Origin of the sequence: Vibrio sp. V31_P5A7T61 (genome assembly GCF_009904895.1) — a bacterium.
GTDB classification, from domain to species: Bacteria; Pseudomonadota; Gammaproteobacteria; order Enterobacterales; family Vibrionaceae; genus Vibrio; species Vibrio metschnikovii.
Map to the genome: position 1 here is coordinate 91165 of NZ_WXWI01000036.1, position 6525 is coordinate 97689.

Annotated in this window: 4 protein-coding genes and 1 tRNA gene; 3 read left to right on the forward strand and 2 right to left on the reverse strand. The window is 45.2% G+C overall.

Going from position 1 to position 6525, the window contains the following annotated elements:
• The first annotated feature begins 5 nt into the window (after positions 1-5).
• Together CAG58_RS09600 and ubiK are read left to right on the forward strand one after the other, a co-directional pair.
• Complete coding sequence (locus CAG58_RS09600; RefSeq protein ID WP_161426548.1) at positions 6-3131, forward strand: multidrug efflux RND transporter permease subunit; 3126 nt, start codon at positions 6-8, stop codon at positions 3129-3131.
• Positions 3132-3246: 115 nt separating this feature from the next.
• On the forward strand, positions 3247-3498 hold the full coding sequence (ubiK, locus tag CAG58_RS09605; RefSeq protein WP_154169639.1) for a ubiquinone biosynthesis accessory factor UbiK: 252 nt from the start codon (positions 3247-3249) through the stop codon (positions 3496-3498).
• Positions 3499-3629: 131 nt separating this feature from the next.
• Here the strand turns inward: ubiK and ilvC are convergent, their stop codons facing one another.
• Entirely contained in the window at positions 3630-5114 is a 1485-nt protein-coding gene (ilvC, locus tag CAG58_RS09610; RefSeq protein ID WP_161426549.1) for a ketol-acid reductoisomerase, read from the reverse strand.
• A 136-nt stretch (positions 5115-5250) separates the two neighbouring features.
• On the opposite strand from ilvC, the gene ilvY reads away from it, so the two are divergent.
• On the forward strand, positions 5251-6138 hold the full coding sequence (gene ilvY, locus CAG58_RS09615) for an HTH-type transcriptional activator IlvY (protein ID WP_004397521.1): 888 nt from the start codon (positions 5251-5253) through the stop codon (positions 6136-6138).
• A 249-nt stretch (positions 6139-6387) separates the two neighbouring features.
• On the opposite strand, the gene CAG58_RS09620 is transcribed toward ilvY, so the two are convergent.
• Positions 6388-6464, reverse strand: a tRNA-Asp gene (locus CAG58_RS09620).
• Positions 6465-6525: the final 61 nt, after the last annotated feature.

The window sequence follows — 6525 nt, forward strand, 5'->3', positions numbered from 1 at the left end:
GAATTATGCGCTTTACTGATGTTTTTATTAAACGTCCAGTTTTAGCGGTATCGATCAGCTTTTTGATTGCATTGCTTGGTTTGCAAGCGATGTTCAAAATGCAAGTGAGCGAATACCCTGAAATGACCAATACGGTGATTACGGTCTCTACCAGTTATTACGGTGCCAGTGCCGACTTGATTCAAGGCTTTATCACTCAGCCATTAGAACAAGCGGTGGCTCAAGCCGATAATATTGACTATATGACGTCTCAATCGGTGTTAGGTAGCTCCAAAATCACCGTTTACATGAAACTCAATACTGACCCTAACGCAGCATTGGCAGATATTTTAGCCAAAACCAACTCGGTTCGCTCTCAGCTGCCAAAAGAGGCCGAAGATCCATCGGTCAGTATGTCGACAGGTTCAACAACCGCCGTGTTGTATCTGGGTTTCACTAGTAATGAACTTGATTCCAGTCAGATCACCGATTATTTACAACGGGTGATTAACCCTCAACTGTACGCAATTAATGGTATTTCCAGTATCGATCTGTACGGGGGTATGAAATATGCCCTACGTGTGTGGTTAGATCCGGCAAAAATGGCGGCGTTTAATCTAACCGCGAAAGATGTTATGGGCGTATTGAGCGCAAATAACTATCAATCGGCGACCGGTCAAATCACCGGTGAGTTTGTGCTGTTTAATGGTAGCGCTGACACTCAAGTCTCTAGTGTTGAAGAGCTCAAAAACCTTGTCGTAAGGACCGATGCTAGCAACATTATTCGTCTGGCTGACATTGCCAAAGTCAGTTTAGCGAAGAGTCATGACAGCTACCGTGCGAGTGCTAATGGGCAAGAAGCGGTTGTGGCAGCAATTAACGCCGCCCCAAGCGCTAACCCTATCAATATTGCCAAAGATGTTCTTGATGTCCTGCCTGAGCTTGAGCGCAATATGCCAAGCACGATAAAAATGAATGTCATGTATGACTCAACCGTTGCGATTAATGAATCCATTCATGAGGTTATCAAAACCATCATTGAAGCGGCGTTAATTGTACTGGTGGTGATCACGCTATTCTTAGGATCGTTGCGAGCGGTGATTATTCCCATTATTACCATTCCACTATCACTGATTGGTGTCGCTATGGTGATGCAAGCGATGGGATTCTCATGGAACCTGATGACACTACTTGCGATGGTGTTGGCGATCGGTCTGGTGGTTGATGATGCGATTGTCGTACTAGAAAACATTGACCGGCATATTAAAGAAGGAGAGTCACCGTTTCGAGCGGCAATTATCGGTACTCGGGAAATCGCGGTTCCAGTCATTTCGATGACTTTAACGCTAGGTGCGGTATATGCTCCGATCGCTTTAATGGGCGGGATCACGGGTGCATTGTTTAAAGAGTTTGCGCTAACCTTAGCTGGCGCAGTGTTTGTCTCTGGTATTATCGCCTTAACCTTATCACCGATGATGTGCTCGAAGATGCTCAAAGCCAATGAAATACCGAGCAAATTTGAACAAACCGTGCATCATCTACTCGATAAGTTAACTCAGCGCTATGATCGCATGTTGCAAGCGGTGATGTTGCATCGCCCAGTCGTGATTGCCTTTGCGATCATCGTGTTTGCGAGTCTACCCGTTTTATTTAAATTCATTCCTAGTGAACTGGCCCCATCGGAAGATAAAGGGGTAATCATGCTACTCGGTACTGGACAATCTAACGCTAACTTAGATTACCTATCGAATACGATGCATGAAGTGAATAAAATTCTCTCTGATCAGCCAGAGGTACAATTTGCTCAAGTGTTTACCGGGGTTCCAAATTCTAACCAAGCGTTTGGTATTGCTTCAATGTTCCCTTGGAGCGAACGTCAAGCCAGTCAAGCAGAGGTGACGAAACGTGTTGGCCACTTAGTACAAGATATTCCCGGCATGGCGGTAACAGCTTTCCAAATGCCTGAGTTACCCGGCGCGGGTTCTGGGTTACCGATTCAGTTTGTCATCACTACACCTAACGCATTTGAGAGCTTATTCACCATTGCCAGTGATGTATTAACACAAGTCAAAGCTAGCCCACTCTTTATCTATTCGGATTTGGATCTGAACTACGATTCCGCGACGATGAAAATCAACATCGACAAGGACAAGGCGGGCGCTTACGGTGTGACCATGCAGGATATTGGTATGACGTTAGGGACCATGATGGCCGATGGCTATGTTAACCGTATTGACTTAGATGGCCGCTCTTACGAGGTCATTCCGCAGGTCGAGCGTAAATATCGCCTTAACCCTGAATCAATGAAAAACTACTTTGTACGGGCTTCCGATGGCAACATGATCCCATTGGGCAGCTTGATCACCATTGATGTGGTCGCCGAGCCGCGCTCACTGCCTCACTTTAATCAGTTAAATTCAGCAACGGTTGGTGCGGTACCTGCACCAGGTACCGCAATGGGTGATGCCATCGCTTGGTTTGAAAACATTGCTGAAACTCAACTGCCTAAAGGCTATAGCCATGATTATATGGGCGAAGCAAGACAATACGTGACAGAGGGAAGCGCACTCTACGTGACCTTTGGCTTAGCATTAGCGATTATCTTCCTAGTTTTGGCGATTCAATTTGAATCCATTCGCGATCCATTAGTGATCATGGTATCTGTACCTTTAGCTATCTGCGGCGCGCTGATCGCCCTGGCGTGGGGAGCATCAACCATGAATATCTACTCGCAAGTCGGGTTAATCACTCTGGTCGGTTTGATTACTAAACACGGGATTTTGATTTGTGAGGTGGCCAAAGAAGAGCAGTTACATAATAAGCTCAGCCGTATTGATGCCGTGATGGCAGCAGCCAAGGTTCGTCTACGTCCAATATTGATGACTACAGCGGCGATGATTGCAGGCTTGATACCACTGATGTACGCAACGGGTGCAGGAGCCGCACAGCGCTTTAGTATTGGCATCGTGATTGTCGCGGGTCTCTCGATTGGTACTCTGTTTACGCTATTTGTACTTCCGGTAATTTATAGCTATTTAGCGGAGAAACACAAACCGCTTCCTATCTTCGTTGAAGATAAAGATCTAGAGAAACTCGCACGGATTGATGAAGCGAAAGCCGCTCAACGACAACTAGCCGAAAATCGCTCGTAAGCTTCTTCCTCTGTTATCGCAAAGGCCACAAACGTGGCCTTTTTTATTGGCTAAGTAACGACTTTTAACCATGAATTGCATAGAATAGCGGCAATAAATAAGGAGAGACCACCCAATGTTTGATCCCAAAAAACTAGAACAAATTGCTAAACAAATCCACGACTCAATGCCTCAACCCGTCAAAGACCTCGGCTCTGATGTCGAACAAAAAGTGCGCCAAGTTATCCAAGGACAATTAAATAAACTCGATGTGGTTAGCCGAGAAGAATTTGATGTACAAACGCAAGTCTTACTACGTACGCGTCAAAAACTCAGCGATATGGAGCAGAAACTTAACGAGCTGGAAGCGAAACTTAACGAAAAATAAGTAGCGTTAACTGGGAAATGTGAACCGGAAGGAAAAAAGTGGGGCTTCGTGTATCACTCAGCCCCTTTATTATATTTTTATGTTGTTGTGTTTGTTGTGTTTGCTGTGTTGCTCTTTAGTGTGACTAGCGGTTAATCACCAACCGCGATACGCTTCATATCTTGCATATAGCCACGAAGTTCTTCACCAATATATTCAACTGGGTGGTTGCGAATCGCACTATTAACTTCAATTAACGTTGCGTTATCGACTTGATTGGAAACCGCACCAAGTCCCTTGCCAATCACATCGGTACTTACTGAAGGCATAAATTGCTCACGCAGCAATGGTATGGCGACGTTGGCAAATAAGTAATTACCATACTCAGCAGTATCCGAAATCACTACGTTCATTTCATACAAACGCTTACGGGCAATGGTATTGGCTATCAATGGTAACTCGTGTAGTGATTCATAGTAGGCCGATTCGTCGATAATTCCTGATGCGGTCATCGCCTCAAAGGCTAGCTCAACCCCAGCACGAACCATCGCAATCATCAGAATGCCATTATCAAAATACTCTTGTTCAGCAATTTTGATGTTCGAATCAGGATAATTTTCAAACGCAGTTTGTGCCGTTTCGGCGCGCCACCCCAGTAGCTCAGCATCATCATTCGCCCAGTCAGCCATCATAGTCCGAGAGAAGTGACCAGCAATAATGTCATCCATGTGTTTGTTATACAGTGGGCGTAATAAATCTTTAAGTTGCTCTGATAACTCAAAAGCTTTTACTTTAGCTGGATTTGATAGGCGATCCATCATATGAGTGATACCGCCAAACTTGAGTGCTTCTGTGATGGTTTCCCAACCATATTGGAGTAGTTTTCCGGCATAACTTGGGTCAACGCCTTCAGCAACCATCTTTTCATAACAGACAATTGAGCCCGCTTGTAACATCCCACAAAGAATGGTTTGTTCACCCATTAAGTCAGATTTTACTTCCGCAATAAACGAAGATTCCAAGCACCCAGCACGATGCCCTCCCGTTGCCGCCGCCCACGCTTTAGCAATTTCCCAGCCTTCACCTTGAGGATCATTTTCCGGATGGACCGCAATTAAGGTCGGAACGCCAAAGCCACGCTTATACTCTTCACGAACTTCCGTTCCAGGGCACTTAGGGGCGACCATCACGACCGTAATATCTTTGCGGATCTGCATGCCTTCTTCGACAATATTGAAACCATGAGAATAACCAAGTGCTGCCCCTTGTTTCATTAGTGGCATAATACTTTCTACCACATTAGTGTGTTGCTTATCTGGGGTTAGGTTAATCACTAGATCCGCCTGCGGAATCAGTGTTTCATAGCTACCGACTGGAAAGCCGTTAGACTGTGCATTCTTATAAGATTGACGTTGTTCATCAATCGCCACTTGACGCAAAGCATAAGCAATATCAAGTCCAGAATCACGCATATTTAGGCCTTGGTTCAGGCCCTGAGCGCCACACCCTACAATGACTATTTTCTTACCTTTCAGATAATCGGCTTCTGACGCAAATTCTTCTCGGGCCATAAATCGGCAACGACCCAACTGATCGAGCTGTTCGCGTAAATTTAATGTGTTGAAATAGTTAGCCATTGTGCGCTCCTTGATGATGATCCATACGGTCGGTGGTCATACACCGAATAGCTTTCATAGTAGTGCATGAACATCATTGCTTAAAGTGATATATTCACAAGTAGTAATTGCAATAAATGCAACAATGGTAAGATTAATGAACATAAAAACCCTACAGCTATTCGTACACCTTTGTGAGCATAAAAATTTTAGCAGCACAGCAAAAGCACTGCATGTCAGTCCGTCAGCACTGAGTCGACAAATTCAAAAATTAGAGGACGAAATAGGTCATAGTTTATTTGTCCGCGATAATCGAAGTGTAGAGATCACCCCATCTGGCTATAAACTCTTACCCGTCGCCCAGCGTATGCTTAATGACTGGCGACAACTACAGTTACAACTTAATGAACAGCACAGTGAACTGAAAGGTGAAATTCGTTTATTTTGCTCGGTCACTGCCAGTTACAGCCACTTACCTGATTTACTCAATGCTTTTCGCCTCCAACATCCTTATATTGAATTCAAATTACTCACGGGCGATCCAGCTCAAGCGATTGAAATTATTCTTGAAGATGAGGCGGATATTGCCATTGCAGCCATCCCTGACAATGTGCCTTCAAGGCTTGAATTCGCTACGATCAGTGAAATACCGCTGTCAGTGATCGCCCCTACAGGGATCAGTCACTTTTTAGAAGAGCTGCAAAAAGAGTTTCCCGATTGGAACCAAATACCCTTTATTGTTCCCGAGGCAGGGACAGCACGAGAGAGAGCCAACAGTTGGTTTAAGAAAATGAAGATTAAACCCAATATCTATGCACAAATCGCCGGACATGAAGCTATCGTGAGTTTAGTAGCATTAGGTTGTGGTGTTGGCGTGGCCCCAGATGTCGTGATCAACAATAGTCCGCTCAGAGATAAGGTGCAAAAACTCTCTGTATTACCGATTAAGCCCTTTAAATTAGGAGTCTGTTGCAAACGTTCTCAGCTCGATGATCCATTGGTGAGGGCATTATGGCGAGTGATCAGCGACTTCCAAAGCGGTTGACGGGTCAAGAACGTCCAAATTCTAGTAGTTTGCCTATTTGCCCCATGCAAAAAATCCCCAGCATTGCTGCTAGGGATCCTTTATCAGTGGCGGAGCGGACGGGACTCTCTGCTATTAAAAACAGGCGCGCCCTCCGGCGTGACAGGCCGGTATGCTATTCAATTAAACTTATCCGCTGTCTGCTTTTCTTTCGTATTAATAACGAACAACAAAAAAATCCCCAGCATTGCTGCTAGGGACTCTTATCGGTGGCGGAGCGGACGGGACTCGAACCCGCGACCCCCGGCGTGACAGGCCGGTATTCTAACCAACTGAACTACCGCTCCACATTGTCTTGTTACTCGATAAAGTCTGATTGGCTGCTTTATTGAGTTTCTGTCTTCAGAC